Raw genomic sequence first — 26901 nt, forward strand, 5'->3', positions numbered from 1 at the left:
ATCATGGAAAATCTGACTGGCCTTGTGGTCGATATCGAAGCCCGGATCGACAAGCTGGAAAAGGGCCTCGCACGTGCGAACCGCGCACAGCGCCGCGCCAGTGGTCAAATGGAGCGCCGCGCACGCCAAAGCGCCACGCGCTTGCGTAACACATATGGTGAGGCCACAGACGGGATCGCCGCTAGCTTCAAGAAACTTGGTCCTGCCGTTGTTGGCACCCTGAGCGTTGCGGCGGTCTCTGGTGTGGCACGGAATATCCGCCGCGTTGTGCGCGAAACCGCCAGCTTGGGCGATGAGGCAGAGCGTGCCGGATTGTCATTGCAAGCCTTCCAAGAACTGCAATTCGTCGGCAGTCAAAACCGTATCGGCATGGACGCCCTGACCGATGGCCTTAAGGAAATGAACCTGCGCGCCGATGAATTCATCGTGACGGGCAAGGGCGCTGGTGCCGAAGCATTCGCACGGCTGGGCTTTGACGCATCCGAACTGGCACAGAAACTCAAGAACCCGTCTGAATTGTTTCTGGAGATCGTCGGGCGGCTTGAGGATTTAGACGACGCAGCGCGCATCCGCGTGGCCGATGAGATTTTCGGCGGCACTGGTGGCGAACGGTTTGTGCAATTGATTAGCCGTGGTGAGGCAGCTTTGCGCCAGACAATCGCAACAGCGCACGACACTGGCGCGGTGCTGGACCAAGAGTTGATCGACAAGGCCGCAGAACTTGATCGCCGCTTTGACGCCCTGACCACGCGCGTTGCCAACTTCGGCAAGCGTGTCGCGGTTGAGGTTGCAGACGCTGGCCACAAGATCGCCACCCTGCGCACCGATCTGGATGACCTGTTCCGGTCCACAGATCAGGCGCGTGGCCTTTTGGGCGATGAGGTATCCGAAACGCTGGCGAAAGACAGCGACGCTGTGAAAGCCAACAAAGACGAGATCAACGCCCTGCGCCGCCAGTATGAAGCCCTTGGCGACGAAGCTGACCGCCAAAGCGCAGCCATGTTGCAGGCCAGCAATATCATGCGCCGTTTCGGCTATGATGAGGCCGCGCAACTATTGGCAGATGCTGCGCTGAAAATGCGCGACCTGTCCGGCGCAATGCAGGCTGGCGAGATCAGTGCCGATGAATTTGAGCACGAACTGAGCAAAGCCGCCACCACGGCACAGACCGCATTGGCCACCATCGAAGACGTGGACAAAGCTGGTTTCTCAAATGTGATTGCTGGCATCGGTGGCCTGATTACCCGGCTAGGAGAGGCCGCACAGAAAGCCCGTGAATTGCGTAAGGCCCTGCCAGGTGCAAATTCGGATGGCAGCACAGACGGGCCGCGCAACTATCAAGGCAGCGGTGCGACCCCTGCAACCGCAGCCGGGAATGATCTGGTGTTGCCACAAGCGGTAGGCACCAGCGTGCGGCCACGCCTGCCAAGCGCCAATGCGACCTTTGGCACCCCGGACGTGTCAACGGGTGGCGGCGATAGTGGCCGTTCCGAAAGCGACTATCAGCGCGAGATTGCGGCCATTGCCGAAGAGACAAACGCCCTGCGTATCGAAGCCCAAGCACTTGCAGACCTGACCGGCGCGCGGCGTCGCCAAGGTGACGCAATCGAGTTTGCGCGCACCAAGGCGGAATTGTTGAACGCGGCATTGCGGTCTGGCGTTGCTGATACCCCGGAACTGCGCAGCCAAGTTGACCAGCTTGCCGGTGAATTTGTGCAAGCTGGCGAGGCAGCGCAGAAAGCCGCAGATCAGATCGCAGACGTGCAAGCGGCCAGCCGCAAAGGTGCGGAAAGTATCGCGGATGTTTTCGCAGGCATGGCCACAGGCGCGCTTTCTGCCAAAGAGGCCGTTGGGCAATTGATCCTAGAGGTTATCAAGCTGAGCCTGAAAAAGCGCATTCTTGAAGCGGCTAATGGTGCCGGTGGTGGCTTGTTCAGCGGCTTCCTGAAAATCCTTGGCGGCGGTTTCGCGAGTGGCGGTTACACTGGCCACGGTGGGAAACATGAGCCTGCTGGGATTGTTCACCGTGGCGAATATGTATTGAGCAAAGCGGCCACCAGCCGCATCGGCGTCGCCAATCTCGAAGCACTGCACAGCGCCGCCAAACGTGGTTACAGCGGTGGTGGGCTGGTAACATCCGTCAATATCCCCAAAGGTGGCTCTACGGGCCATTCTGGCGGTTTTGGTGCCGCGCCAGTAGTAAATATCAGTGCGCCCGTGAACGTCCAAGGGTCGAGCGGCACACCGGAGCAAAATCAGGATTTGGCCAAGCGTATGTCTGTCGAAATGGAAAAGACCATGCGCGGAGTGGTTGTTGATGAAATGTCACGGCAAATGCGGCCCGGCAACATGATGGCCCGGAATTGAAAATTGCAAAATCAGCTACCAGATTCTCGTAAGCTCTGGCAGTTCATTCGTTACGATAAACAAGAATGGGATGAACAAAGCTACCGTCGTGAAAAACGCCAAAAGGGCGGCTTTTGGATCGCCTGCTCCCAATAGGACATCTTTTCTTAGAAGTAGGGGAGGTTCGACATTTAAAGCTTCAAGGGCAACGTTAATAATAAGTAGTGTCAGCATAAACGGCCAAAATAGGCCCCAAGATAATATGCAAATTGGAATCATAATAATTGTGAGCAATAGAATGGATATGTTTTCCAATAAGTTGCCGACGCGTTGTTTTTGCGGCTCGCTTTCAGAAATTTTCGAACTTGAAATGGATTTTCTGATATCGGCATAAGAAGTAATTGTTGAAACAATTGAACGTAATAAGACAGTCCCAACCAATGTGGAATCTACTAGCCAATCAGGAATGTTGAACGGAACCCAAAATAGCAACGTGTCCGTGATCCACGCTTTCACAATCCGCCAATGCTCCATTACCCCGAATTCATACCATTCGCGCCACTCAACTATACCGTCAGCGAGGCCGGATAGGCCGATCCAAGCGAGCAACATCAAGAAGGTTTGGACGACAAAATTTTTCATACCACCTTCTTGAGGTTAGTAGATTCCAAGACAAATGCTTGGCGCCAAGACCAAGCATTTACTCACTTTTGGAGGATCGCTGTGAAAGAATTTCCTGGAATTCTTCTCTCGACATCGGCGGGTCCCCATTTGGTGGATAAGTTTCCCAATATTGGCCTACCTTGCTGTCGCGTCTTGAAGAAAGAACCGACGCTACAAATTTCGATGCTTCGCCTACTAGAAAATCATCCAGTTGGTCATTCACATTACCACCGCTTGTAGCCAAGTAACTACCTTGGAATAGCGTTGCGTTATACTCAGTGGAGAAAGTCTGTCTTCCCTGCCAACCACCCAGAGTCATGGAAACATACGTATTCACGCCAAAGTTCGCTGATACAGCACACAAACCGTTTTTTGTCCGGTAGCCAAAAGCCGAAATAACCGCGTAGACGGTCTGGTAGTTGTAAAACGCAGGCTGATAGTCGATGACCGATATGTTGTTTTGTTCAAAGATCAGATGAATTTTGGACTGAATAGAAGACGAATTCGTCCAACAGTTATCGGTTACCTGATCGAACACCGCTAACTTGCCGTGCTTAATTAGACCGATTGAGTTCTCTTCCGGTATGTAAATTGGGGTCTCTTGTGGAGATTGCTCTTGAGCGTGTAAAGACGACGTAACAGAGGCCAATATTGTAAAAACTATTATTTTATGCACCGCGTGTTTCCTTAGCAGGTTGTCGCGCCTCTCTCACTTTAGCATTCATGTATTTTCTCGCAATGGAGTTATGGATTGCAACTCTGGCAACGCAGGTTTGTCAGTAAAGAGCTTTCCCAAAGCCGCCTGAGAACTCTACCCTGAGATTTAAAGTTCTTGAAAAAATGTGCTATAGTTGTGCTGTTTTCTAAATTGGGAGTAACTTAAATGAGACTTATTTCATTAGTAGCGGCGTTTGGTTTCTTAGCGGTCGGTTCTGCCTCTGCGGATGATTGCTTTGGAAAGAACGAACTCACCGGGAAAATAGACCCGAATGCCTCTGAGGCTACGAGTCATCCAATACAAAAATTTGAAGTCAATCTAGACAGCATGAAAGCCAGAATTGGCGCCAATGATGGCGTGGTCACGCGAGCCTATTGCAACAACCAGAATGATGGAACCAAGACCATCGAGATGCAGATCTCAGCGCACATAGCTTACGATTGCAAAGGGTTTGTTTTCGGCGCCTCCAGCAATACTGTGGAGATGCAATGCGATGGCAGCAATACAAGCAAAAACAAAGTTACTGCCAAGTTGTCAAAATTCTGATTGAGTAATTTTTGAATTTTGGGGGCATTTCTGCCCCCAAAAATTCTTAATGGCTATAGAAAGCAATCATTACGTAGATGATGGCCAAAGCCAAATACAGGTAAAATAGCATTTGCTCTTCCTCAATATTATGTTTTGAAAATAAGTTCTTACGTAGTCAAACTACACCTGTATTTATGTGCTCTATCCGATTTAAAGTTGCTTGATTTCGAAAAAGTTGTGGATAACTCAAAAAAGTTTGCCGAACTGTGTGGGAGCTATTTTTGCCTTGCGAAACTACTTATACACCAGTAGTATTGGTCAACGAAATTTTGACTAGGAAATCCATAAGTGCCCCAGAATCCCGGTATTAAACTTCCCCCAGAACGTGTCCATCAGCTCAAGTCCATTGGCGAGAAGTGGAACATGAATGTCGTCGACGTGATCGGCGAAATGGTAAACCAACAAATTGAAAAAGGCGTGATCGAGCCCGGCGTCCCCGGTATCGAAGTCAGCAAGCACGGAAAGCGTTTTCACTTCGACGTTTTGAACGATCTCCAAGAGACCACTCAGAACATGGGCGACAAGCTGCGTGAAGATCGTTTGTTGGCCGCAGACGAGATGCGCCAACTTGCCAAATCGCTGCGTGAGTCCATGGGCGTTCCCAAAGGGGGAGACCTTTTGCCGACACCCAAAGGTTTCCAACTAAAGCGGCGTGGCACCAGCTTAAAACTGTTGAACGTCAAAACTGGTGTTGAACGGACGTTAGCGCCAGGTATCGCCCGTGATATTGCTCAGTCGATCAACAAGAAATTGAACGAGGTGTCCTAGTAGGTCTGGGCTTAGTGTCATGGGAAAAATTGCGGAGAAATCAGACACCCCAAAAGATGCTTTGGCCCATGAAATAAAGGGGGCAGGGGCATCTGGCGATATGCGTTGTCTAGTTAATACACCCCCACACACACCAAACCACACCCCTTCCACCACCAATACCACCCCAATAACCACCCTTATCAAGTCACCCAAAGCACAAGCCTACATCAAGCAATCACGTGCACACACCAAGCGCCAGGCATCCCGTGCAGCCACCATCAAGCAACGCACAGCCCTTCCGACATCATCATGGAAACACGCCACCCAGGATGAGAAGTTCCGCTACGCTGGCCATGCTGCGGATCGTGCCGGTGGTGTAGCTTTCAGCCTCAACCTCTCTGATGACATTCAACGCAAGCTACAGGATCACAAAAACCCGATCCGGGCATTCACAGATCGTCTCAATCGTGAACTGAAAGAACATGGCCTTGCCGGTGTGCCTTATGCCCTGACACTCGAACACAGCGCCAAGGACAAGCTGCACGTTCATGGGTTCGCCATTGCACCACAAGACACCTTACAGGCCCTTGGTGACTCTCTCCGGGCCGCTGGTGGTGTTGTGGTAGGCAAGGGCAGGGGCAGGCAACTCAAGCTGGATCAGATCACCCAAGGAACGGGCTGGGCGCACTACTGCGGCAAGCACCTTGGCACTACCGATAACAAGCTGGCAGGTAACGCGCGGTATTTCCTGAGCCAGAGCATGACCAAGACCGCCCGTGAGTTTGCAGGCAGTAACTGAGATAGTTTCCCATTTCTGCTTTTAGGGGATTCACACCGGATTCCGAAGGTGGTAATATGATACCGCTGCACAGGCATGTGCATCTCAATAGCGTCCGGGTATCGAGATCATCGGTTTAGTCAGCCCGGACGCTTGCACTTAGTTGATCAGAATTACACTGCGTTCCAGTGGGATCGATCATTTGTTTTGTTACAGAAATCCCTAGAAATTCCAAACAAGTTATGGGGCAAGTCGAAGTAATTGGAAAAACAAGCGCCAAAAAACTGCAAGCGCACTTCTTGACCATACCAAACCGCGGCTTATGTCGAGTGCGGAGTAGTAGACGGCGTGACCATGTTTTTTCTCTACGTCACGCCGCCTACAGCTTCATTAACGCCTGAGCCCCTTAGTGGGGTTCAGGCGGGCTATCGCAGGATTTGGTGACCGCAACATATGCGCATATGTCACCTTCCGTTTTCCCTTCCTGCGCTTCAATCCAAGCAGCTATTGAAGCGAACGAACCTAATATTCCAATTAGAGTTACAACCGCCTTTAGGGCTTGGATAGGAAAGCTAGGGCGCTTGTCCATACTCATTCAGTTAATAAAAAAATGGATTTTGGAAAGAGTAGTCTTGGAAAGTTTATGTGGCGAGCACCCTTATTGAATTGCAAAATTTCTTTAAATCGTTGTTTTAAAATGATTTAAAAAATCTCCATTCGAACTGAAATAAACCAATTCTATTGGTGGAAATTGTTGCAAAGTGGTGACATTCCACAACATCCGTGATCTTTTTTAGAGTTATGAGAAGTTGATAGATCGATTGCCACAGAACAGGCATGGAAGCCAACTTCCATACCCTGCAAGTTGCACGCGCGAAGGTGGCGCACTGGGTGCTTGCTGATCCGGAGTTTGTGCCAAACTTTGAGCGCATAGAGTTAGAAACAGCAGTCGGTGAAGCGGGCCAAGATGAAATGGAACACGCACGCGCCGTCGTCACACTGCAATAGTTCATAAACGGCGATCACAATCGCTGATTACTTGTAACACTTGATCCATTTTTCGGACGGTTACATCGTTACAAATCCACATTTAAGATATTGATTTATATGAAATAATATCGTTGTCCAGCCTCTCACCTTTCTTCCCTCGAAATAGCCATAGCTCCCCCCTTAAAACGGCGCCATTTGCGCTTGCGCAACCTATCAATTGCCATTCCCCGGCGGATTGTCTAAACGCGCCCCTGTTCATGACACCATGAGCGCCGGTCGCAGCCTACCCGGCTTCAAAACAAGGATGAAACAATGAAAACACTTGTCATCTGCTCCGGCGGATTGGATTCCGTTTCGCTTGCCTGCAAGGTCGCGACGGAACGGGAATTGCTGGGCCTGGTCTCATTCGACTATGGCCAGCGTCACAGGAAAGAACTGGCCTATGCCGCGCGCGCCGCTGAGCGGCTTGGTGTGCCGCATGACCTCATCGACATGAGCGCGATCGGGCGATGCCTGAGCGGCTCGGCCCTCACCGACGATCTCGATGTGCCGGACGGGCATTATGCCGAGGACACGATGAAGGTGACCGTTGTACCCAACCGCAACGCGATCATGCTGGCTGTGGCCTTTGGCGTGGCCGCGGCCAAAGGCGCCGACGCGGTGGCCGCCGCGGTGCATGGCGGCGATCACTTCATCTATCCCGATTGCCGCCCGGAGTTCATCGACGCTTTCCAGGCGATGCAGGACAAGGCGCTGGATGGTTATGCCCAGGTGGCGCTTTACACGCCCTTCGTGCATCTCCCGAAATCCGCCATCGTCACCGAAGGCGCGCGGCACGGCACGCCCTTTGGCGACACGTGGTCCTGCTACAAGGGCGGTGATCTGCATTGCGGGCGCTGTGGCACCTGCGTCGAGCGGCGCGAGGCCTTCGATATCGCGGGTGTCACCGATCCAACGGTCTATGCCGATCCGGAGTTCTGGAAATCCGCCGTGGGGGCCGCGTGATGTACCGGATCACCAAGGAATTCCACTTTTCCGCCAGCCATCAGCTTTGCGGCCTGCCCGACGATCACCCCTGCGCGCGGATGCACGGGCACAACTATATCGTCGAGGTCGAGTTGAGCGCCGCAGCACTTGATGGCAACGGCTTTGTGCTCGACTACCGCGAATTGGCGCCGCTCAAACGCTATATCGACGATGAGTTGGACCATCGGCACCTCAATGACGTCTTTGGCCATGACATGGTGACGTCCGAGCGGCTGGCGCAGGAGATCTTTGACTGGTGCCACGCCCGGTGGGCGCAGGTCAGCGCCGTGCGCGTGTCGGAGACGCCGAAAACCTGGGCGGAATACCGGCCGTGACGCGCCTGCGCATCTCCGAGATCTTCGGACCGACGATACAGGGCGAGGGGGCCGTGATCGGCGTACCGACCGTGTTCGTGCGCGCCGGTGGCTGCGATTACCGCTGTAGCTGGTGCGACAGCTTGCATGCGGTTGACCAGGCCCATCGCCAGGAATGGAAGCCGATGACGCCGGACGAGGTCTTGGCGCACATCCGAACCCTTTCGGGCGATCACCCCCTCACCGTGTCCCTGTCGGGCGGCAATCCCGCGATCCAGGATTTCGCGCCGCTGATCCACCTGGGCCGTGACGAGGGATACACCTTTGTCATGGAGACCCAAGGATCCGTCGCGCGCGATTGGTTCGCGGATCTTGCGACGCTTATCCTGAGCCCCAAGCCGCCATCCTCGGGTGAGGTCGTGGATTGGGTGGCCTTCGATGCCTGCATCGCGCAGGCCGGAAAGGCCGACACGGTCCTCAAAGTCGTGATTTTCGATGAGGCAGATTACCTCTGGGCGCAGGAGGTTGCCGGGCGTTACCCGCATTTGCCGCTTTACCTGCAACCGGGCAATCACACGCCGCCGGGTCCCGGTGGAGAGGACATCGACATGCCCGGGATCATGACCCGTTACGAATGGCTGATCGAGCGATCGTTGGCCGATCGCTGGTTCACCCCCCGCATCCTGCCGCAGCTGCATGTCCTCCTCTGGGGCAACAAGCGCGGCGTTTAACAAACAGGAGGTCTGAGAATGGCCAATCAGGATATCTACAAGAACCTCACGCAGCTTGGCGGCAAAACGGAGTTGCCGAATTCGCCGGAAGAGGCGGTGTTGGAAAAGGTGCCGAACCCGCAGGCCGGTACCGATTACGCCATCCGCTTTACCGCGCCCGAGTTCACATCGCTTTGTCCGATGACGGGGCAGCCGGATTTCGCGCATATCGTGCTCGACTATGTTCCGGGTGACTGGCTGGTTGAAAGCAAATCGCTCAAACTTTTCCTCGGGTCGTTCCGCAATCACGGCGCCTTTCACGAGGATTGCACCGTGACCATCGGCAAGCGGCTCGTGGAGTTGTTGGCACCCAAATGGCTCAGGGTCGGCGGCTATTGGTATCCGCGCGGGGGCATCCCGATCGACATCTTCTATCAGACCGGCGACCAACCGGCAGGGGTCTGGATCCCCGAGCAGGGCGTGCCGACCTACCGCGGACGAGGGTAGGCCGGGGGGCGTCCGCAATCACCGCGGCTTTACCCGACCAGCGTGTCCATCTTGCGGGCGAGCTTGACGTCCAGCGTACTCAGCCCGTCAACATCATGGGTCGTCAGGGTCACGGTCACGCGGTTATAGACGTTGAACCATTCCGGGTGGTGGTTCCATTTCTCGGCCCAGATCGCCGCACGGGTCATGAACCCCATCGCTTCGACAAAGTCACCGAAGCGGAATTCCTTGATGATCGCGTCCCGGCCGTCAACCAGCGCCCAGCCGGTTTCCAGAAGCGGCTCAAGCGTGGTCTTGCGGGCAGTGTCGCTCAGGCGTTCGGTCATTCATGTTCCTCCATCTTGTCTTTTCGGAACGGCCCGTAGGTGGTCAGGATTTCGATATCCTGCGCCACCGCATGGCGCTCGGCCTTGAGATATTGGCCAATGGCATCGGCAAATCCCGCGTCGCGGACCCAATGCAGCGAATGGGTTGAAACCGGCAAATAGCCGCGGGCCAGTTTGTGCTCTCCCTGCGCGCCCGCTTCGACCCGGTCCAGCCCGTTGCGAATGGCATAGTCGATCGCGCGATAATAGCACAGTTCGAAATGCAGGCAGGGGTGATCCTCGATACAGCCCCAATAACGGCCGTAAAGCGCGCTTGCGCCGATCATGTTCATAGCGCCTGCCACCGGCTGGCCGTCGCGCATCGCCAGAACCAGCAGGATATCATCGCGCAATCTTTCATGCGCGGCCTCGAAAAACGCCCTTGTCAGGTAAGGTGTTCCCCATTTGCGCGCGCCGGTGTCCTGATAGAAGGTCCAGATCGCATCCCAATGGGCTGGCTCGATCGCATCGCCGGTCAATTCCACGATCTCGCCGCCGAAATCATGCGCCTGCGCCCGCTCCTTGCGAATGTTCTTGCGCTTGCGGGAACTGAGTGAGGCCAGGAATCCGTCGAAATCCCGATACCCGGCATTGACCCAGTGATATTGCTGGCTGGCGCGCGACATCAGGCCCATTTCTTCACCCGCATCGGCCTCATCGGCGGTGCAAAAAGTGATGTGGAGCGAGGAGACCTCGTTGCGGTCGCAAATCTGCACCGCCCCCTGCACAAGCGCGGCCTGCCCGGTTTGCTCGAACCCCGGCCGGGTCAGGAACCGCCGCCCGGTCACCGGGGTAAAGGGTACGGCCATTTGCAGTTTTGGGTAATACCGCCCGCCCGCCCGCTCATAGGCATGGGCCCAGTTGTGATCGAAGATGTATTCGCCCTGGCTGTGGGATTTCGCATAGAGCGGCGCGCAGGCGATGATTTGCCCGTCCAGCTCGGCGGTCAGGTATTGCGGCTGCCAGCCGGTCCCCACGCCGACCGAACGGCTGTCTTCAAGCGCGCGCAGGAAGCGGTAGGTGGTAAACGGGTCCTCGGGCGGGCCGCCATTAGCGGTTTCCGGGCAGGCGCAGGCATCCCACTGGTCCGCGTCGATACGCGCCAGGCTGTCATGCGCTGTGATGATGATCTGGGTGTCGCTCATGCCTCGGCCTTGTCCCTTCCCAATCTGTGCCTTGTCGGGCAGGGGTCAAGACGGGATTTCGGCCAGGTATTTCTCGAAGGTGATGTTATCGGCCACTTTTCGCGCTTCCTGTTCGTCGGCGCGGGATCGCACGGTCCAGCAATAGATATCCGCGCCCTGCGCCTTCAACTCCGCGATGCGGGGGTTGGTCAGGTCCTTGATCGAATGGCTGACAAAGGACGCACCTGCGCGGTCATAATCAGGAATGCGGCGGAGATGGTCGCGTATTTCGGGTTTGAGCAGGGGCCAACCCGCTTCGGGGTAATGTTCGGTCACCAGGCCGCGCGGGACCTGCGGGATGCGTGCCGCGAGTTCCACGACCGAGTTGGGATTGAACGACATGAGCGCCGCGGGGCCGTCATAGCCCTGCAACTCCTGCGCGACGGCCTGTTCCAGACGGCCATCGGTCACGCCCATCTGACCATGTTGGTCCTTCAACTCGATCAGCATCGGCACACGGCCATCAACCAGCGCCAGCACCTCCGCCAGGGTCGGGATACCCTCGTCGCCCCCGATCAGCCCGATCGCGCCCAACTCGGCGGCATCGCGTTGCTGGATCGGGCCGCTGGTCCCGGTAAGCCGGGTCAGGTCATAGTCGTGAAACACCATCGCCTGGCCGTCGCGGCTGAGCTGGAGGTCGATCTCGATCCCGTAGCCCGCCGCGAGCGCCGCCCGTATCGCCGCGCGGGAGTTTTCGGGCCGCCCATCGGTCACGTCATGCAGGGCACGATGCGCAATGGGCAGGCGCCGAAAATCCGCTATCATGCCTGTCATTTGATCTGGAAGACGCCTTCGATTTCGACCGCCACGCCGAAGGGCAGCGACGGGGATGAAACGGCCGCGCGGGCGTGTTTGCCGGTCTCGCCCAAGGCCTCTCCGATGAAATCGGACGCACCGTTGATGACCTGTGGCTGTTCGGTGAAATCGGGGGTGGAATTGACAAAACCGCCCAGCTTGACGACCCGCACCAGCCGGTCCAGATCGCCACCGCAGGCCGCCTTTACCTGCGCCAGAAGGTTGATGGCGCAGACCTTGGCGGCCTCGGCCCCGGCGGCGGTATCCATGTCATCGCCCAGCTTGCCCACGATCAGCCCGTCATCACCCTTGGAGATCTGGCCGGAGACATAGACGATATCGCCCACCTGCACGTAAGGCACGTAATTGGCGGCCGGCGCCGGCGCCTCGGGAAGTGTGACGCCCATTTCGGCGAGCTTGCTTTCGAATTGTCCCATCTTGCACTCCTTTAGGTGTCTGGTCAGTCGCGCGCGACGCTAGCGCCTAACCCCGCTGACTTAAATCCCCAAAAACACCTCCGCGGCTTTCCGGATAGACATATTTGCGAAACCACTTAACGATTGTCCTGAATGGCAGGCAGCGAGGGTGCGGCACATGAAGATCACACAGGTCAATCTCTATCAGGTGAGCCTGCCGATGAAGGAGGGCGCGTATTCCTGGTCGAACCAGAGCTTTGCCGCCTTCGACAGCACCGTGGTTGAATTGCGCACCGATGAGGGTGTGACGGGTGTGGGCGAAATCTGCCCCCTGGGCCCGGCTTACCTGCCTGCCTATGCGGAGGGCGCGCGCACGGGCATCGCGACGATGGCCCCCGGCCTGATCGGACAGGACCCGACCAACATCGGCGGGATCAACCTGCTGATGGACCGGTTGCTCAAGGGGCACCCTTACGTCAAATCGGCGGTGGATGTTGCCTGTTGGGATATCCTTGGCAAGGCCACAGGGCGGCCGGTTTGTGATCTGCTCGGTGGGCGGTTGCAGGACCGGGTACGGCTTTTCAAGGTTGTCTCGCGCGACGATCCCGGGGCGATGGCCGATAAGCTCGTGGCTTATCAGGAGCAGGGATTTGCGCAGTTTCAGATGAAGGTGGGCGCCGACGCCGACACCGACATCGCGCGCATCCGGCAGGTTGCGGAGAAACTGGCACCGGGCAACAAGCTCGCCGCGGATGCCAATTGCGGCTGGCGGCAGCATGACGCGGTGCGGGTCGTGTCGGCGGTGCGCGACATGAGCCTCTATATCGAGCAGCCTTGCGAAACCTACGAGGAATGCCGCGTTGTGCGGGACCATTCCCCGCATCCGATGATCCTGGATGAATGTATGGACAGCCTTCAGGCCGTGTTGCGCGGACACCGGGAGCGGGCGATGGATGTCATCAACCTAAAGATCAGCCGCATGGGCGGGCTTAGCAAATCGCGGGTGATCCGGGATGTCTGCCTCCAGCTTGGCATCATCATGACGATCGAAGACACCTGGGGCGGGGAGATCGGCGATGCCGCAATCGCGCATCTGGCCCATTCGACGCCCGCGGATTTTCATTTCCAATCCTCTGCTTTCCACGAATATGCCACGCATCCCATTGCCAGCGGTGGGCCGATGATCCGGGACGGCTTCATGGCCATGTCCGATGCCCCCGGCCTTGGGGTTGAGCCGGATTGGGACCTGCTCGGGCCACCGATTGCGTCGATTGGTGGCTGATCGGGGTGCCTGTCGGCGGCCTTTATGACCCGCTGGCCAGTGATCGCTCTGGCGCCGCGTTAGACGTGAAAAACAAGGGTTGATCCACCCGGCGATCCCGCCTATACCCCGCCTGTTCTGACTCGGGATCCGGCTCAGGGCCTGTTTGCTATGGCGCACCCGCGCCGCCCGGCCTTCTTCGGCCATGGCGGCCGCGCCACGAACAGAAGACCAGATAACGACGACCTGTACCTTGGGCGGGCGCTGCGGCGGACCCGGAAGAAGACCCAAAGCTCTGAGGACGCGCCAAACCTTTGCGGGACAAAACCGCAAGCAATTTAGGAGTAGAAGCGATGGACATTATCGCTCAGCTTGAGGCGGAACAGATCGCCTCGCTCGGGAAGGACATTCCCGATTTCAAACCCGGCGACACTGTTCGCGTGGGGTACAAGGTGACCGAAGGCACCCGCAGCCGTATTCAGAATTTCGAAGGCGTCTGCATTGCCCGTAACAACGGGTCGGGCATTGCCGGGTCGTTCACCGTCCGCAAGATTTCTTTTGGTGAAGGTGTGGAACGTGTGTTCCCGCTCTATTCGACCAACATCGACAGCATCACCGTCGTGCGCCGTGGCCGTGTCCGCCGCGCCAAGCTCTATTACCTGCGCTCGCGTCGCGGTAAATCGGCCCGTATTGCTGAAAACGCCAACTACAAGCCCCGCAAGGGCGCTCAAGCATAAGGATCTGACGAGATGAAAAAAGACATCCATCCCGAGTATCACATCATCGATGTCAAGATGACCGATGGTACCGTGTTCCAGACCCGCTCGACCTATGGCGCGGAAGGCGAACAGCTGAACCTCGATATCGACCCGACCGTTCACCCCGCGTGGACCGGTGGCGGCACCCGCCTGATGGACGCCGGTGGCCGCGTGTCGAAGTTCAAGAACAAATACGCCGGCCTGGGCTTCTGATCCCAACCTGCATGACGAAACCAGAGGCGCCGTTCCCGACCCCGGAGCGGCGTTTTCTCTTGTCTTGTTGGTGAGACAGTTGGATGTCCGCTTTGAGCCCATTGCGGACAGTCGAGTTCGAACCCCGCGCGGAATCAAGGCGCGTAGCGCCGCCGCGCGATCGCCAGACCGCCCGCAAGGGCTGGCGATTTGGAGAGGTTGCGTACTGAATCACGGCGATTTCGGATTCGGCAAAGATAAAGTGCGTCGCACAACGGTTGATCGCCACCCCACGGTCTGGCGATAGCGCGGCTTGTTCGTGGATGTCCGCTTCGTCCGCTTAGCCGCCATTTAGTGCAAAATTGACCAACTATTTGCGTCAGATGACCGCTTTTAGCCCGTTGCAGACATAGCACCCAGCCCGGAATCAAGGTGCGGAGCACCGCCGGGCAGCGCCCGACCGCCCCATGGGCGGGCGCTTCGTCACGGTTTCAACCCCAACGATTGTTGGAGGGATACGTCACCATAAAGTGCGATGAACCACTTGGGTGCGCCCACCCGCGGTCGGGCGATGCCCTCTATTTCAATTGCGATCGAGGGACAGCTTCGTCCGCAACGCTGCTGGTTACTTCAGAAATCCACCGTGACGCCCGGGAGCTCGAGCGCCTTGATCAACTCCCTGAGTTCCTGCCGGGCGGCGACGTTGGAGATGTTCAGGCCTTTGACACCGATATCCTTCAGGTCCAGCAGCGTCAGGCCGCGCGGGAAGAGCTCGCGGAAGATCACCCGCTCGTTGAAGCCTGGCGCGGTGCGAAACCCGATGCGCTTAGCCAGGTTCTCGATCGCTTCACCCATCTTCTGCTTGTTGACCATCTGCTGCGCCCCCAGCCGGTTACGCACGACGATCCAGTCGATCGGCTGCAATCCCGCCTGCGCCCGAAGCTGTCGCGCGTTCCAGACCATTTCGGAATAGACCGATGGCCCAAGGATCTTGCGCCCGTCCACATCCACATGGGCCAGCAGGTCGAAATCAATGAAACTGTCGTTGAGAGGCGTGACCAGCGTATCGGCGAGCGAATGGGCCACCTGGCTCAACCGGGTATGGGAGCCGGGGCAGTCGATGATGATGAAATCGCTATCGGCCTCTAGCTCCGCCACCGCTGCCGACAGACGCCGGTCATAAACATTTTCACCGGGGCGGAGCACGGCGGGGTCCACCTCGGGCAGGTCGTGGTAATGCGGGCCCGGCAGGTTGAGACCGGATTTTTCAAGAAACCGGGCGCGGTTCGCCGCGTACCGGCCAAAGGTTTTCTGCCGCAGGTCCAGATCAAGCGCGCTGACCTTGTGGCCCATCCGCGCCAGGGCGGTCGCCACGTGCATCGAGACGGTGGATTTGCCTGCCCCGCCTTTTTCGTTCCCGACGACAATGATGTGCGCCATGTCCCGTTCCCCTGGATCTGCTCTTTGCCCCGTTATTTTGCGGCACATTATCGGCGCGCGTCGCGCTTGGAAAGGGAAGACGCCGATCAGGGCCGGGAAATCAGGCAGGAATTTCCGCGACCGTGATCACATGCAACAGTCGGCGCCGGGATGGGGTGTATGTTGGCCCGCAACGGACCCTACGGCGAATTCCACAGGTCTGCTATGCTGAACTTGCAATTGTTCTTTGGCGCATTTGTCGGCATGAGCGATTAATTTTTCTCCACTGGCGAAAGGGCTGGTCAAATGAAGGTTGTGGTAATGGGCGCGGGCGTGATCGGTGTGACCACCGCTTACTACCTGGCCAAGCAGGGCGCAGAGGTTGTCGTGCTGGACCGGCAAGCCGGACCGGGGCAGGAAACCAGCTATGCCAACGCCGGAGAATTGTCATACGGGATGACCTCCCCGTGGGCCGCGCCGGGTATTCCGGTGAAGGCGATCAAATGGCTTTTCATGAAACGCCGCCCGCTTTTCATCTGGCCGCTTATCAGCCCGACCATGTGGATGTGGTCGGTGCAGATGATCCGCAACTGCAATGCGGAGAGCTATGCCATCAACAAATCGCGCATGGTGCGGATTTCGAACTACAGCCGCGACGTGATGCCTGATCTGATCGCGGAAACAGGCATCGAATATGACGGCCGGGCGCAGGGTACGCTGCAGCTTTTTCGGACCTCGAAGCAGCTCAAGGGATCCCGCGCGGATCAGGAAATCCTCTCGGAGTTCGACAGCCCCTTCGAAGAGCTCGATCGCGACGGGTGCATCGCGGCGGAACCGGCCCTGGCCAATGTGCGCGACAAGTTCGTCGGTGGTCTGCGCCTGACCGCGGACCGGACGGGTGACTGCCGCATGTTCACCATTGCGCTGGCGGAAAAGGCGGCGGAACTTGGCGTTCAGTTTCAATACGGCCAGTCGATCCGCGCCATCGCGGTGGAAAACGGCCGCGTGGCGGGTGTCGATACGGAATTGGCCGGTCGCATCACCGGTGACAAATATGTCTGCGCCCTGGGCAGCTATGCCCCGCGCATCCTCAAACCCATCGGGTTGAAACTGCCGGTCTATCCGGTCAAGGGCTACTCGGTCACGCTGCCGGTTGTCGATGACGCCAAGGCCCCGCAATCGACGCTGATGGATGAGACCCACAAGGTCGCGATCACCCGGCTTGGCGACCGGATCCGCGTGGCAGGCACCGCCGAAATCGCCGGCTATTCCAACCGCCTGGGGCCACATGCGACCGACACGGTGAAACATGTCATTGGCGATCTCTTCCCCGGCGGCGGCGATATCAGCCAGGCGGAGGGATGGACCGGCCTTCGGCCCATGACCCCCGATGGCACCCCCATTCTGGGCGGGACGCAATATGATAACCTCTTTCTGAACACCGGTCACGGGACGCTGGGCTGGACAATGGCCTGCGGATCGGGGCGCGCGGTGGCCGATGCTGTGCTCGAGCGTCAGCCGGATATCTCCTTCGATGGCCTGACAGCGGAGAGATACGCCTAAGCCCTTGCGTGACCGGGCATGGACAGACCCGTGTTTCTGTGATTCAAACCCGGTCATGAATGGTGAAATGCGTATCCCTTACCTGGTGACGGCCGCCGTCGTTCTGGCCACGCTTGTGACGCTGCTCTGGATGGGTCGTGTGCCGTGGTGTCAATGCGGGCATATCGACCTTTGGGGGACCGTCGGTACCAACGAGGGATCGCAGCAGCTCTTTGACTGGTACACGCCCAGCCATCTGCTCCACGGGTTCATCTTCTACGCAGCGCTCTGGCTGGTGGTGCGGCGGATGCCGCTCGGTTGGCGGCTGGTCATTGCCACTATCGTCGAATGCGCGTGGGAGATTGCCGAAAACACCAACGCGGTGATCGAACGCTACCGCGAGGTGACAATCTCGCTCGATTATTATGGCGACAGTGTGCTCAATTCCGCCTCCGACATTGCCGCGATGCTGGTTGGGTTCTGGCTGGCGCGCCGGTTGCCGGTCTGGGCCAGTTTCGCCATCGTGATCGGGTTCGAGGTACTGACCATGGCAATCATCCGCGACGGGCTGGCGCTCAACGTTGTCATGCTGCTCTACCCGCTCGACATCATCCGCGACTGGCAGGCAGGGGTTTGACGCCACTTTACTTTCCCGCCGAATGCCCGCACAGATTTCGACCATGAACGATCATGCCAAAGGAATATTGCTGACCACGCTCGGGGTGCTTTTCGTCGTCCCGGATTCGCTTTTCGTGCGCCTGATCGAAGCCGATCCGCTGGTCGTGGCCTTCTGGCGGGGGATGACGTCGGGGGTGTTCATCCTTCTTGGTCTGCTGATCGTTCAAGGCACGCGCGGCTTTCGCGAGGTGCTGAAAAGCGGTCTGCCCGGCATCATCTACATGTTCCTGATCGGCTCGACCGCACCGGGTTTCGTGCTGGCGGTCACGCAGACAAGCGTGGCCAATGTGGTGTTCATCTTTGCCTCCATGCCGGTCTTTTCCGCGATTTTCAGCCTTATTTTCCTGGGCGAGCCGATCCGGAGGCGCATGGTCGTGACGATGGCCGTCGTGCTTGTGGGGCTCGGGATCATCGCCTACGGGTCCGAAGAATCGGAAATTGCCTCGTGGAAGGGCGATATCTGGGCGCTTTACGTGACCATCGCCTATTCCGGCGCGTTGACGGCGGTGCGCATGGTCAAGGAAATCTCGATGATCCCCGCCATCCCGATCGCCTATATCGGCTCGGCCCTGGTGATGTGGCCTTTCGTGGCCCCCTTTGCGGTCTTCCCGGCGCAATGGGGGCTTTTCACCGGCCACGGTGTCTTCATCGCGGTGGCAACCTGCTTCCTGACAATGGGGCCGCGATACATCAGCTCGGCAGAAGTCTCTCTCCTGATCCTGCTGGAATCGGTACTGGCCCCGCTGCTGGTCTGGCTGGTGATCGGTGAGGATCCGGGACCCTGGACCTTGGTCGGCGGCGTGGTCGTCATTGGGGCGCTTTTCGTCTCTAACCTGGTGGTCCTGCTGCGTAAGCGGGAGCCGCAGGCGTCCTGATAGCCGTGCGCGCGGTCAGCCCGCGGCGCCTTGCGTTTCCTGTTGCACCAGATCCTTATAGAGCCCGCGGATGCGTTGGGTCATCGGGCCTGCGCCCTCCGAATCGCCGATGGGTTTGCCATCGACCGAGGCCACGGGGGTTTGCGCGCCGAACGTGCCGGTCAGAAATGCCTCATCCGCGCCATAGACCTCGTAGAGCGAGTAGTTCTTCTCATGCACCGGGATGCCATTGGCGCGGCAGAGGTCAATCACCTTCTGCCGCGTGACGCCGTTCATGCAGTAATCGCCGGTCGAGGTCCAAACCTCGCCGCGCCGCACGATGAAGAAGTTGCAGGCATTCGTGGTGTTCACGAACCCATGCGGATCAAGCATCAGCGCCTCATCCGCACCGGCCTGCTCGGCTTGCAGACAGGCGATGACGCAATTGAGCTTGGAATGACTATTATACTTCGCGTCCTGGCTCATCGGCAGGCCGCGCACCTGCGGGACGGTGGCCAGGCGGATGCCCTTTTTCATCAGGCTTTCGGCGGGTTTGGAATGCTCAAGAATAGCCACCACCGTCGGGCCGGATCGCGACAGCGCCGGATGCTGGAACGGTTTCGCCTTGGGGCCACGGGTGATCATCAGGCGGCAATGGGCGTCCGATGTCATGCCATTGGCCTCTGCGGTCGCGTTGAGCGCCGCGAGGATCTCATCCTTGGTCATCCCGATATCGAGCGACACAGACTTGCAGCTATTGAACAGCCGGTCCATGTGCTCGTCGAAAAACGCCCAGGTGCCGTTGTAGAGCCGCAAGCCTTCCCACATGCCATCGCCCAGCATGAAGCCGCTGTCATAGACCGACACCACCGCCTGATCGCGCGGGACGATCTTGCCATTGAGGAATATCTTGAGGTCGCGGTTGCGCAGGTCTTCCTCGGCGTCATGGGTGGAATGGCTGGGGGGATGATCGGTCATGGTCAAGGTCTTCACTAAAGGGGCGAGATGCGGTGATGCCGGGCCACTGCCGAAGCAAACGCCCGACGGTGACGGCACGACCTTTGGACCCGATTTGCAGGCACAATACAAGATCATCAGGGGGATTGGCGGCCGGGACCCTGCCCGGCCAGCAGAGCCGCGTCAGCCGGCCTTTTTGAGATCCGAGATCAGCGCGTCGATATTGCCGTTGCGCCGGTCGAGCATGGCACCGATTTCTGTACGTTCGCTCAGGCGCAGGCTGACGCCTTCGATGATCATGTCGAAAAACAGGTCTTTGCCCGACCGGTCCGAGACCAGGAACCGCACATCAAAGGGGGACGACCCGCGCAGTTGGACGGTCGAAACCACCTCGTGCCAGGATTTCACCTTGCGGACCTTGTGCACTTCGATCTTGCCGCCGATGAATTCGCGGAAGCGTTTGCCGTATTTGCGCGCGACGTAGCCCTTGAAGGCGTTGGTGTAGGCACGCAACTGGCTATTGCTGGCCCGACGCGAATCCGCGCCCAGGGTCGAGCGGGCGATCACGTTCACATCCGCATAACGGCTGAAGATACGCTCGAAATCGGAAATCATCGCGGATTGGGACTTGCCCGAGCCGATAACCCGGTTGATATCCGCCACAACCCTGTCGACAAGCGCCCGCGCACGGGCATCGGTCAGGGCCAGCGCGCCCTGGGGCAGCGCGGCGACGGTTGCGGCCGACAATCCGGTGGCGATGAAATGACGGCGGTTCAGTTTACTGATCTGTGGCAGCATTGGCAGGATCCTCACTCGGTACTCCGTAGAGTTCGTCATAGGGGTCCTGATAGGTGTCACTGCGGCCCCCGTCCAGTTTGAAGCGGCGATTTTGCAGATAAAGTGATCGTGTCGCCGCGTAGCTGTCTTCGCTCTCATATAAGACGGAATCGATGGTATCGGAATAGCGGGCCCGATCACTTAGCCGCGAGGCAAGCGACGCACCGGTGCCATAGTACTTCTCGGGATCGGGCAGTATGTAAGTCAGCGGATTGGTAAACACATCCACCACTTTACCCGCCATATGGCGATCGGTTCCCGGCCCGAGGACTGGCACCTCGCCGTAATTGCCTTCCGCTACGCCCCAGACATAAAGCGTCTGGCCAAAATCAGCGTCGGTGGGGGCGGGCATGCTGATCTCGCTCGCCGGGTCGAAGAAGCCGCCCAGACCCACGGTCGAATTCACCGCAAACCGCGCCGTGTCCTGAATTGCGCCGCGCATGTTGCCCTGCAGCACGTTGTTCACGACGGCGCTTGGGATCGACAGGTTGAACGCGAACCGGCCGATGGCCGTCTCAATGTCATCCGGGATTGCCGCGCTATAGCCTTTACCCGCCGGACGGATCAGCGCGCGGTCGAGGCCGCGGTTGAACTTGTGCACCTTCCGGTTGAATTTTTCATACGGGTCAGGGGTTTCACCACGGCTGACGGTCTGCTGAGGTTGAGCACACGCCATGAGAATGCCGAGACAGGCCAGCGCAGCCACAGGTCGTGCCGTGCGGCGAAGAGATTTGATGAAAGGCAGCAATTTCTTATCCGGTCCTAAATCTTTGAGGCGTTATTTAGCCTATCATAGTTCAAAGCCCAGCATAGGTACGGAAATCCGCACCTCGTTGTGGCAGAATGGTGACATTTCCTGTAATGCAGGCGAAACCAGAGTGAAATCACATTCTGACGGGCACAAGAGCGGAATACGAAATAAATGGACAAAAGAATACTCGAAGCAGGCCGGGAAGAGCTGCGCGCCGCCCGTAAGGAAAGCAGACATTTATACTGGTTCGTCGGAATTTTTGGCTTTTTCGCCAATCTTCTGATGCTGACCGGCCCCCTTTACATGCTGCAGGTTTATGATCGTGTTCTGGGCAGCCGTTCGGTCGAGACGCTGATCGCCTTGTCGGTTCTGGTTGTGTTTCTCTACGGGATGATGGGGCTTCTGGACTATTCGCGCGGGCGAATCATGGGCCGGGTCGCGGCGCGGTTCCAAGCGCGTCTGGATCGGCGGGTTTTCGACGCGGTGATTCGTAAGTCCGCTGTCGCCCCCGACAGCAGCACGGCAACCGGTTTGCGCGACCTGGAGGCGATTCAACGCCTATTGAGTTCGCCGGTTCTCACCGCGATTTTCGACATTCCCTGGACGCCGTTTTTCCTCGCCGGGATCTGGATCTTCCATCCCTGGCTTGGCACGCTTGCGCTGACGGGGGGCGGCATCCTGATCGTGGTGACACTGATCAACCAATTGGTGACCAAACGACCCCTCGCCAAGGCCAATACGGCGTCGGTCGATGCCGAGGCGATTTCGACCCAGATCCGGTCCGAGGCCGAGATGGTGCAGGCAATGGGGATGCGCGAAGCCGCCTTCGATCGCTGGCAGATCGCTCGCGAAAAGGCACTGCAGGAGCAGATCCATTCCGCCGACCTGGGCGGTACCTTCACCACCGGCACCAAGACATTCCGGCTTTTCCTGCAATCGGCAATGCTGGGTCTGGGCGCCTATCTGGTGCTACAGAACGAATTGACGCCGGGTGCGATGATCGCCGGGTCGATCCTTCTGGGGCGGGCATTGGCCCCCATCGAACAATCCATCGGCCAATGGGCACTGGTGCAGCGTGCGATGAAGGGCTGGGACAGTCTTGCCGGTCTGCTGGGTCAGGTCCCCCCGGAGCAGCCGCGTACACCGCTGCCCAAGCCCCGCGCGCTTCTCGAAGTTCAACAAGCATCGGTTGTCCCGCCGGGCGAGCGCCAACCGGCGCTCAAGGGCGTGACCTTCACCGTGCAGCCGGGTCAGGCGGTCGGTGTGATCGGCGCGTCCGGTGCCGGCAAATCGACGCTTGCGCGGGCATTGACCGGCACATGGCGCTGTGCGGGCGGCAAGATCCGACTGGATGGAGCCGCGCTGGAGCAGTTCGCGCCGGAGGTTCTGGGCCAGCATATCGGTTACTTGCCGCAGCGGGTGCAGCTATTCGACGGTACCATCGCGGAGAACATCGCCAAGCTGTCGCAATCCCCCGATGCCGAACAGGTGGTCATCGCCGCGAAAAAGGCCGATGCGCATGAAATGATCCTGAAGTTGCCCAACGGATATGACACGCGCGTCAGCTCGGCGGGCGGAAAGCTCTCGGGCGGGCAGATGCAGCGGATCGGGCTTGCGCGGGCGATGTATGGCGATCCGGTGATCCTGGTGCTGGATGAGCCCAACTCGAACCTCGACAACGAGGGCAGCGAGGCAGTGAACACCGCCATTCGCGGCATGAAGGCCGAGGGCAAGGCCATCCTGATCATGGCGCACCGTCCGGCGGCGATCAAGGAATGCGACATGCTCCTGATGCTGGAGATGGGCGCGCTCAGGGCCTATGGACCCAAGGAAAAGGTATTGAAAGACGTGGTCAAGAACCATTCCGAAATCACGCAATCGGCCGGGCCGGGAGGTGTGCAATGAGCGACGGCAACAAGAACGCCTGGTCCGCGCGTCGGCCAATGACCATCGGCCTTCTGGGCCTTTTCATCCTGGTCGGCGGGTTCGGCACCTGGGCGGTCGCCACCAACATCTCGGGCGCGATCATCGCCGGGGGGCGGATCGAAGTGGATCAGAACCGGCAGGTCGTCCAGCACCCCGATGGCGGTGTCGTGGCCGAGATCATGGTCGATGAGGGCGCCACCGTCGAAGCCGGCGATGTGATGATCCGGCTTGATGATACGCAATTGAAATCGCAGCTCGCGATCAATGAAAGCCAGCTTTACGAATTGATGTCCCGCCGCGGGCGCCTGGAGGCCGAACGCGATGAGCGTGACACGATCACCTTTGATCCGCTTGTGCTTGAGGCCGCCAAGACCAACCCTGATGTGCCGGACCTGATCGCCGGTCAGAAGCGTCTGATGGCGGCGCGGGCGGAATCAACCGTCAATGAGATCGACCAGCTTGAGAAACGACGCGGTCAGATCGCCAACCAGATCGAAGGGATCGAGGCGCAGCAGGTCGCGTTGAAAAAGCAGCTTGAGCTGATTTCGGAGGAACTCACCGATCAGCAACGCCTGCTGGATCAGGGTTTGGCGCAGGCCGCCCGTGTTCTGAGCCTGCAGCGGGAAGAGGCGCGGCTGAGCGGGACGATGGGGGATCTGGAGGCGCAAAAGGCGCAGGCCGGGGGACGGATCACCGAGATTGACATCGAAATCCTGAAGCTCGGCACCGGCCGCCGCGAGGATGCGATTACCCGTCTGCGCGATCTGCAATATCGCGAGTTGGAACTGCGAGAGCAGCGTCTGGCCCTGATCGAGCAGTTGGACCGTCTGGACATCACCGCGCCGGTTTCGGGCATCGTCTACGACCTGCAGGTCTTCGCGCTCAGGTCGGTCATCCGGCCCGCCGATCCGGTGCTCTACATCGTGCCGCAGGACCGGCCGCTTATCATCAACGCGCGGATCGAGCCGATCCATATCGACAAGCTCAGCATCGGTCAGGAGGTGAACCTGCGGTTCTCGGCGCTGGATCAACGCACCACGCCCGAACTCAAGGGACAGGTCGTGCAGATTTCAGCCGATGCGTTCCAGGATGAACGCCAGCAGCTTTCCTTCTACCGGGCGGAAATCGCGCTCAGCGAAGGGGAGCAGGACCGTCTGCCCGAGGACGCCGTATTGATCCCCGGCATGCCGGTCGAGGCGTTCATCCGTACCGAGGATCGCACGCCGCTGGCCTATCTGACGAAGCCGCTGACCGACTATTTCACCAAGGCTTTCCGCGAATAGCATATTGGCAGGCCGCCGGGCTTGATGACCTGGCGGCCTTGCCGCAACCGCTGCACCGGGGCGGTCCGCTCGTCTGGCCCGTTTCCGGGGTGGCGTGTGGCGGTCAGTGGCGCTTGGGATCGGCCGGGTAGACGCCCAGCATGGTCACCTGCGACGTGAAATAGTCCAGTTCTTCGAGCGCCAGCTTGACGTGGTCATCTTCGGGATGCCCCTCGATATCCGCGTAGAATTGTGTGGCCGAGAAGGAGCCGCCGACCATGTAGCTTTCGAGCTTGGTCATGTTCACGCCGTTGGTCGCAAACCCGCCCATCGCCTTGTAAAGCGCGGCGGGAATGTTGCGGACCTGGAACACGAAGGTGGTCATCATCCCGTCGTTGCCGCGCTGCGAATAATCCGGCTCGCGCGACATCACCAGGAAGCGGGTCGTGTTGTTGCCCTCATCCTCGATATGGCGCGCCAGCACATCCAGACCATAGATCTCGCCCGCAAGCTCGCTGGCCAGCGCCGCCATGGTCGGATCGCCAGCTTCGGCGACGTGATGGGCCGATCCGGCGGTATCCGCACCGGTGACCCGCTGAATGCCGTGCTGCGCAAGGTAATCGCGGCACTGGCCCAGCAACATCGTGTGACTCATCGCTGATTTGACCTGCGACAGCTTGGTCCCCGGCAGGGCCAGAAGGTTGATGTGCACGCGAACGAAAGCCTCGGCAATTATATGCAGGCCGCTTTCCGGCAGCAGGTGATGAATGTCCGCCACCCGGCCAAAGGTCGAGTTCTCGACCGGCAGCATGGCCAGCTCGGCACGCCCCTCGCGCACGGCGGCAATCGCGTCTTCGAAGGTGCGGCAGGGCAGGGCCTCCAGATCGGGATAAGTTTCGTGGCAAGCCTGGTGCGAATAGGCACCCAGCTCGCCCTGAAAGGCAATGCGCTTGGTCATTTACGGCGTTTCCTGTCAATTTCGTGCCGGTCGGGCGTTTGGTCGCGGAAACTACACCTTGCGCCCGTCTAGGGGAAGCGGATAGATACCAGACAAAGATTCATATGAAAGCGGGCCGATCGATGTTCGACACGATGACACTTACCAAAGCCGTTGGCAGCCTTTGCGGGGCGTTGCTGATCTTTCTGATGGGTAAATGGGCGGGCGAGTTGCTTTACACAACTGGCCACGGCCACGGCGACGGCCACGGTCAGGCTTATGTGATCGACACCGGATCAGACGATGACGGCGCCGCAGCAGCCGAGGAAGGCCCCTCGCTGGCAGAACTTTGGGCGGCTGCAGATGTCGAGAAGGGCGCCAAGGTTTTTGGCAAGTGTAAGGCCTGCCACAAGCTGGAAGAGGGCGCCAATGCGACCGGTCCCTACCTCTATGGTGTCGTCGGTCGTGATGTGTCATCGGCCGCCGGCTTTGGTTACTCCGGCGCGCTGAAACCCGTTGTGGACGTCTGGACGCCTGAAACGCTGGACGCTTTCCTTGAAAACCCCAAGGGATATACTCCCGGTACGTCGATGGGCTTTTCCGGTCTGAAGAAGGCCACGGACCGGATCAACGTGATCGCCTATCTCGATCAGCTTGATGGCGATACCTATGAGATGGCTGCGCCGGAGCCTGCAGCCGAGGAAGAGGCCGCCGTGGAAGAGCAGCCCGCGAGCGAAGAAACCGCCGCGGCGGAAGTAACCGCGGAAGAGCCTACGGTGACCGAAACCGCCCCCACGCCCGAAGCTGAGGCGGCGGCGGAAGAGGCTACCGAGGAAGCAACAGATGTGGCAGCCGCAGAGGAGCCCGCAGCAGAGGAACCGGCGGCCGAAGAGCCCGCGTCAGAAGACGTTGCCGCGGCTGAGGAACCTGCTGCTGAAGAACCGGCCGCAGAAGAGCCTGCCGCCGACGAACCCGCGGCAGAAGAAGCCTCGGGCTTTGCCGCGATGGTCGCCGCCGCCGATGTCGCCAAGGGCGAGAAGGTTTTCAAGAAGTGCAAGGCCTGCCATGCGCTGGAAGACGGCAAAAACCGTGTCGGCCCGCATCTCTACAACCTGCTTGACCGGGACATCGCGAATGTCGAAGGGTTCAAGTATTCGGACGCGTTGGCGGGCCTCGACGGGGCATGGACCGCGGACGAGCTGAGTGCCTTTCTTGAAAAGCCCAAGGACTACGCGCCGGGCACCAAGATGAGCTTTGCCGGCCTCCGGAAAGAAGAGGATCGCGCCGCCGTGATCGCCTATATCCAGAGCGCCGCTCAGTAACAGCGCCATCTCGAATGGCGAAAGGCCGCCTGTCTTGCCGGACGGGCGGCTTTTT

Annotated in this window: 29 protein-coding genes; 18 read left to right on the forward strand and 11 right to left on the reverse strand. The window is 58.7% G+C overall.

Translation table 11 applies throughout. From position 1 onward, the window contains the following. Positions 1 to 3: 3 nt before the first annotated feature. Positions 4 to 2367, forward strand: a complete 2364-nt coding sequence (locus RBB29_RS00945) for a phage tail tape measure protein (RefSeq protein WP_306113278.1) — start codon at positions 4 to 6, stop codon at positions 2365 to 2367. 15 nt (positions 2368 to 2382) lie between these two features. Here the strand turns inward: RBB29_RS00945 and RBB29_RS00950 are convergent, their stop codons facing one another. Together RBB29_RS00950 and RBB29_RS00955 are read right to left on the reverse strand one after the other, a co-directional pair. Continuing rightward, the gene (locus tag RBB29_RS00950) at positions 2383 to 2988 is read right to left on the reverse strand and encodes a hypothetical protein (protein WP_306113279.1); all 606 of its coding nucleotides are present in this window, start codon (positions 2986 to 2988) and stop codon (positions 2383 to 2385) included. Between the two features lie 58 nt (positions 2989 to 3046). Then, positions 3047 to 3685: a hypothetical protein gene (locus RBB29_RS00955; protein ID WP_306113280.1), complete on the reverse strand. Its 639-nt coding sequence runs from the start codon at positions 3683 to 3685 to the stop codon at positions 3047 to 3049. Between the two features lie 207 nt (positions 3686 to 3892). Between RBB29_RS00955 and RBB29_RS00960 the strand changes: the two genes are divergently transcribed. The 8 genes from RBB29_RS00960 (at position 3893) to queF (ending at position 9390) form a co-directional block, all read left to right on the forward strand. Beyond that, positions 3893 to 4273, forward strand: a complete 381-nt coding sequence (locus RBB29_RS00960) for a hypothetical protein (RefSeq protein WP_306113281.1) — start codon at positions 3893 to 3895, stop codon at positions 4271 to 4273. A 330-nt stretch (positions 4274 to 4603) separates the two neighbouring features. Beyond that, positions 4604 to 5083, forward strand: a complete 480-nt coding sequence (locus RBB29_RS00965) for a hypothetical protein (RefSeq protein ID WP_306113282.1) — start codon at positions 4604 to 4606, stop codon at positions 5081 to 5083. A gap of 19 nt (positions 5084 to 5102) precedes the next feature. Then, complete coding sequence (locus RBB29_RS00970) at positions 5103 to 5864, forward strand: hypothetical protein (protein WP_306113283.1); 762 nt, start codon at positions 5103 to 5105, stop codon at positions 5862 to 5864. Positions 5865 to 6680: 816 nt separating this feature from the next. Next, positions 6681 to 6851, forward strand: coding sequence for a hypothetical protein (locus tag RBB29_RS00975; protein WP_306113284.1), 171 nt, complete (start codon positions 6681 to 6683; stop codon positions 6849 to 6851). A 294-nt stretch (positions 6852 to 7145) separates the two neighbouring features. After that, entirely contained in the window at positions 7146 to 7838 is a 693-nt protein-coding gene (gene queC, locus RBB29_RS00980; RefSeq protein WP_306113285.1) for a 7-cyano-7-deazaguanine synthase QueC, read from the forward strand. Beyond that, complete coding sequence (gene queD, locus RBB29_RS00985) at positions 7838 to 8194, forward strand: 6-carboxytetrahydropterin synthase QueD (RefSeq protein ID WP_306113286.1); 357 nt, start codon at positions 7838 to 7840, stop codon at positions 8192 to 8194. Before queC ends, queD begins: the two co-directional genes overlap by 1 nt. Then, positions 8191 to 8904 carry a 7-carboxy-7-deazaguanine synthase QueE gene (gene queE / locus RBB29_RS00990; RefSeq protein ID WP_306113287.1) on the forward strand — a complete coding sequence of 238 codons (714 nt, stop codon included), beginning with the start codon at positions 8191 to 8193 and terminating at the stop codon, positions 8902 to 8904. The genes queD and queE overlap by 4 nt, the downstream gene beginning before the upstream one ends. An 18-nt stretch (positions 8905 to 8922) precedes the next feature. Then, positions 8923 to 9390, forward strand: a complete 468-nt coding sequence (gene queF / locus RBB29_RS00995) for a preQ(1) synthase (protein ID WP_306113288.1) — start codon at positions 8923 to 8925, stop codon at positions 9388 to 9390. A gap of 29 nt (positions 9391 to 9419) precedes the next feature. Here queF and RBB29_RS01000 read toward each other — a convergent pair whose 3' ends face one another. From RBB29_RS01000 to RBB29_RS01015, 4 genes are read right to left on the reverse strand one after another with little or no spacing between them, the layout of a single operon-like run. Beyond that, a complete protein-coding gene (locus RBB29_RS01000) occupies positions 9420 to 9716 on the reverse strand; it encodes a 4a-hydroxytetrahydrobiopterin dehydratase (RefSeq protein ID WP_306113289.1) in 297 nt (98 codons plus the stop codon). Next, the gene (locus tag RBB29_RS01005; protein ID WP_306113290.1) at positions 9713 to 10900 is read right to left on the reverse strand and encodes a GNAT family N-acetyltransferase; all 1188 of its coding nucleotides are present in this window, start codon (positions 10898 to 10900) and stop codon (positions 9713 to 9715) included. Before RBB29_RS01005 ends, RBB29_RS01000 begins: the two co-directional genes overlap by 4 nt. A 45-nt stretch (positions 10901 to 10945) precedes the next feature. Next, positions 10946 to 11713, reverse strand: a complete 768-nt coding sequence (locus RBB29_RS01010; protein WP_306113291.1) for a glycerophosphodiester phosphodiesterase family protein — start codon at positions 11711 to 11713, stop codon at positions 10946 to 10948. After that, a complete protein-coding gene (locus RBB29_RS01015; protein WP_306113292.1) occupies positions 11710 to 12171 on the reverse strand; it encodes a RidA family protein in 462 nt (153 codons plus the stop codon). Before RBB29_RS01015 ends, RBB29_RS01010 begins: the two co-directional genes overlap by 4 nt. Before the next feature lie 157 nt (positions 12172 to 12328). On the opposite strand from RBB29_RS01015, the gene RBB29_RS01020 reads away from it, so the two are divergent. The 3 genes from RBB29_RS01020 (at position 12329) to rpmE (ending at position 14382) form a co-directional block, all read left to right on the forward strand. After that, positions 12329 to 13432, forward strand: a complete 1104-nt coding sequence (locus RBB29_RS01020; RefSeq protein ID WP_306113293.1) for a cis-3-hydroxy-L-proline dehydratase — start codon at positions 12329 to 12331, stop codon at positions 13430 to 13432. A gap of 332 nt (positions 13433 to 13764) precedes the next feature. Continuing rightward, the gene (gene rplS, locus RBB29_RS01025; RefSeq protein WP_306113294.1) at positions 13765 to 14148 is read left to right on the forward strand and encodes a 50S ribosomal protein L19; all 384 of its coding nucleotides are present in this window, start codon (positions 13765 to 13767) and stop codon (positions 14146 to 14148) included. Between the two features lie 12 nt (positions 14149 to 14160). Then, complete coding sequence (gene rpmE, locus RBB29_RS01030) at positions 14161 to 14382, forward strand: 50S ribosomal protein L31 (protein WP_306113295.1); 222 nt, start codon at positions 14161 to 14163, stop codon at positions 14380 to 14382. A 609-nt stretch (positions 14383 to 14991) separates the two neighbouring features. Here rpmE and RBB29_RS01035 read toward each other — a convergent pair. Then, complete coding sequence (locus tag RBB29_RS01035) at positions 14992 to 15801, reverse strand: division plane positioning ATPase MipZ (protein WP_306113296.1); 810 nt, start codon at positions 15799 to 15801, stop codon at positions 14992 to 14994. Between the two features lie 285 nt (positions 15802 to 16086). Between RBB29_RS01035 and RBB29_RS01040 the strand changes: the two genes are divergently transcribed. From RBB29_RS01040 to RBB29_RS01050, 3 genes are all read left to right on the forward strand, one after another. Continuing rightward, positions 16087 to 17343 carry a D-amino acid dehydrogenase gene (locus RBB29_RS01040; RefSeq protein ID WP_306113297.1) on the forward strand — a complete coding sequence of 419 codons (1257 nt, stop codon included), beginning with the start codon at positions 16087 to 16089 and terminating at the stop codon, positions 17341 to 17343. A gap of 67 nt (positions 17344 to 17410) precedes the next feature. Next, positions 17411 to 17959, forward strand: coding sequence for a DUF2585 family protein (locus RBB29_RS01045; protein WP_306121086.1), 549 nt, complete (start codon positions 17411 to 17413; stop codon positions 17957 to 17959). A 43-nt stretch (positions 17960 to 18002) separates the two neighbouring features. Further along, positions 18003 to 18875, forward strand: a complete 873-nt coding sequence (locus tag RBB29_RS01050; RefSeq protein WP_306113528.1) for a DMT family transporter — start codon at positions 18003 to 18005, stop codon at positions 18873 to 18875. Between the two features lie 15 nt (positions 18876 to 18890). Here the strand turns inward: RBB29_RS01050 and RBB29_RS01055 are convergent, their stop codons facing one another. From RBB29_RS01055 to RBB29_RS01065, 3 genes are all read right to left on the reverse strand, one after another. Then, positions 18891 to 19832, reverse strand: a complete 942-nt coding sequence (locus RBB29_RS01055) for an aminotransferase class IV (RefSeq protein ID WP_306113299.1) — start codon at positions 19830 to 19832, stop codon at positions 18891 to 18893. 162 nt (positions 19833 to 19994) lie between these two features. Beyond that, the gene (locus RBB29_RS01060) at positions 19995 to 20609 is read right to left on the reverse strand and encodes a phospholipid-binding protein MlaC (protein WP_306113300.1); all 615 of its coding nucleotides are present in this window, start codon (positions 20607 to 20609) and stop codon (positions 19995 to 19997) included. Beyond that, on the reverse strand, positions 20590 to 21396 hold the full coding sequence (locus RBB29_RS01065; RefSeq protein ID WP_306113301.1) for a VacJ family lipoprotein: 807 nt from the start codon (positions 21394 to 21396) through the stop codon (positions 20590 to 20592). The genes RBB29_RS01060 and RBB29_RS01065 overlap by 20 nt, the downstream gene beginning before the upstream one ends. Before the next feature lie 174 nt (positions 21397 to 21570). On the opposite strand from RBB29_RS01065, the gene RBB29_RS01070 reads away from it, so the two are divergent. Together RBB29_RS01070 and RBB29_RS01075 are read left to right on the forward strand one after the other, a co-directional pair. Continuing rightward, positions 21571 to 23304, forward strand: coding sequence for a type I secretion system permease/ATPase (locus tag RBB29_RS01070; protein ID WP_306113302.1), 1734 nt, complete (start codon positions 21571 to 21573; stop codon positions 23302 to 23304). After that, positions 23301 to 24608: an HlyD family type I secretion periplasmic adaptor subunit gene (locus RBB29_RS01075; protein ID WP_306113303.1), complete on the forward strand. Its 1308-nt coding sequence runs from the start codon at positions 23301 to 23303 to the stop codon at positions 24606 to 24608. The genes RBB29_RS01070 and RBB29_RS01075 overlap by 4 nt, the downstream gene beginning before the upstream one ends. A gap of 103 nt (positions 24609 to 24711) precedes the next feature. Here the strand turns inward: RBB29_RS01075 and RBB29_RS01080 are convergent, their stop codons facing one another. Further along, on the reverse strand, positions 24712 to 25545 hold the full coding sequence (locus RBB29_RS01080) for a prephenate dehydratase (protein WP_306113304.1): 834 nt from the start codon (positions 25543 to 25545) through the stop codon (positions 24712 to 24714). A 104-nt stretch (positions 25546 to 25649) separates the two neighbouring features. Here RBB29_RS01080 and RBB29_RS01085 point away from each other — a divergent pair, with 104 nt between their 5' ends. After that, positions 25650 to 26846, forward strand: coding sequence for a cytochrome c family protein (locus tag RBB29_RS01085; protein WP_306121087.1), 1197 nt, complete (start codon positions 25650 to 25652; stop codon positions 26844 to 26846). Positions 26847 to 26901 lie beyond the last annotated feature (55 nt).

This window comes from Roseovarius sp. MMSF_3359, assembly GCF_030733385.1.
Lineage (GTDB): Bacteria > Pseudomonadota > Alphaproteobacteria > Rhodobacterales > Rhodobacteraceae > Roseovarius.